Origin of the sequence: Streptomyces sp. NPDC002265 (assembly GCF_040296125.1) — a bacterium.
Lineage (GTDB): Bacteria > Actinomycetota > Actinomycetes > Streptomycetales > Streptomycetaceae > Streptomyces.
In genome coordinates, this window is record NZ_JBEOWS010000654.1 from 1 (window position 1) to 2,033 (window position 2,033).

The window sequence follows — 2,033 nt, forward strand, 5'->3', positions numbered from 1 at the left end:
GAGCGCTTTCAGCCACACCCAGGCCCCTGGGTCTGCCGATCGTACGAAGGACCGGAACCAACCCGCCAACAAGGTAAGGAGCGCTTCAGCCGGCGGGGTCAGCCACCTGTGGCTCCAGAGGGCGGCGCGCGGTCATAGGCGGAGGACAATCAGGGCGATATCGTCGCGGGCGCCGCTGCTGACGCCGAGGTGCGCGAGCAGGGCGTCGGCGAGGCGCTCGGGACTATGGCGGGTATGGCGGGCGAGCGCGTCGGTGAGGCGCTGCAGGCCGGTGTCGATGTCCTCGCCACGGCGTTCGATGAGGCCATCGGTGTACAGCACGAAGGTGTCGCCGGGACGGTAGGACAGGTCGGCCTTCAGACGGGGGACGTGTCTGGGCCGGGCCCCCAGCGGAGGGTCGGTGGCCTGGTCGAGCAAGACGCAGGTGCCGTCCTGATGGACCAGGACGGGGCAGGTGGCCGGCACTGCTGTACGTGATGCGGCGGGCATGGGGGTCGATGACCGCTTGGACGACGGTGGTGGCCAGTGCACCTTCCACATCGCGTGCGTACAGGCCCAGGGCGTCCAGGGCAGGCGCGGGTTCTTCGACGGCCCGGACGGAGACGGACAGCGCGCTGCGGAGCCCGCCCATGACGGCGGCGGCCTCCAGGCCGTGGCCGACGACGTCGCCCACCGCGACGGCGAATCTGTTCTCGGGCAGGTCGACCACCTCGTACCAGTCGCCGCACACGTTCAGTGACCCGGCGGCGGGCAAATAGCGGACCGCGGTGTCCCGGTGACGGGCCAGATGGGGCGAGTGGAGCATGGCCTCCTGCAGGGTGACGGCGATCTGGCGCTCCCGGGCGTGGGCCCGGCGCAGTTCCTCGTTCAGCCGCTGGAGCTCGCGTGCCCGCGCATACAGTTCGACCTCCATTGCCTCCGCGTCGCTGAGCGCTGTGCCTTCTCGCGGGCGGCGTTGGGACAGGATGAATGCGGTCACGTCCTCTCCCCGGTGGAGGATCCATTCCACCTGCCCGTCCGGCCCGAGCACCGGCGTGTTGATTGCGGACCACCACCGCTCCTCGAACACGCCGGCACGGTCGGCCACGGGGATGTCGTACTTCATCGGCGCCATCGTGTCCGGCTCTTTCGAGCGCAGGACCTGGTGCAGGGACGCCTGCAGATTCCGCACGCCGTCGGCATCGGGATCCGCCGGATTGTCAGGGAAGGCATCGAAGAGATACCGCCCAAGCAGGTCCTCCCGGCTGCGGCCGGTCACCCGGCAGGCCGCCTCATTGATGTCAACGAGCACCAGATCCGGGCTCAGCACCATGCAAGGGGTGGGAGTCACCGCGAACAGCGCCTGGTAGTCGATCGCCGACCTCGCCACGCGCTGCGGCCGTGCATCCTCATCAGGGATGTTCCCGTCCCTCACTCCTACGTTCTACCGTGCGCCGACGCCCCCGGCACCCTGGGCCCGACGCCTGCCTGCGGCACCCTCCGCCCCCTGCGACGTGCCCCGTGACGACAACCTCCAGGGGCAGCGCAGGCGCTGGCGCAACTCCGTCGAACCGGTCGCCCGCCGGCCCGAGCGCTCACTGGTCATCGGCTAACGGCGCGGCCACCGCTCGCCGGCCAGCCGAGGAGGGCGCGGAGGTGGCCCTCGGCGCCCGCCGCCGCGAACGTCCGGACCGCCGCGGCGACGAGATCGCCGGCCGGGGCGACCGGGCCCATGTCGTCGAGGCCGACATCACCGTCCCCTACCAGGCCGCACAGGCCGACCCGGCCACCCTCGAACGATGCGAGCGGCTCGACAGAGTCTTCCGTGCGTGGCGGTTCGGGGCACGCCGGTTGTTTCAGCGTTGGGCGGTTGCGGCCGCTGCCGGCCGTGCGAGTGCTGGGTCGGCGTTTGACGCGGATGCAGTCGGCCAGGACCGCCGAGCCCGAAAGAACGGGCTCGCAAGCCGCGCGCGCCTGGTTCCTCTTGGTCCATCGGCGCCGCCCACCCCGGCGGCTGCGATCACGCCGGCGCCGTCGTGATCCCCGTCCCCGGC

At 71.3% G+C, this 2,033-nt stretch carries 1 protein-coding gene and 1 pseudogene; one reads left to right on the plus strand and one right to left on the minus strand.

The genetic code is table 11. The features are described 5' to 3' along the window. Nucleotides 1–132: 132 nt before the first annotated feature. Nucleotides 133–1,312, minus strand: a pseudogene (locus ABT085_RS45980) (PP2C family protein-serine/threonine phosphatase). A 323-nt stretch (nt 1,313–1,635) separates the two neighbouring features. On the opposite strand from ABT085_RS45980, the gene ABT085_RS45985 reads away from it, so the two are divergent. Beyond that, entirely contained in the window at nt 1,636–2,019 is a 384-nt protein-coding gene (locus tag ABT085_RS45985; protein WP_351623136.1) for a hypothetical protein, read from the plus strand. Nucleotides 2,020–2,033 lie beyond the last annotated feature (14 nt).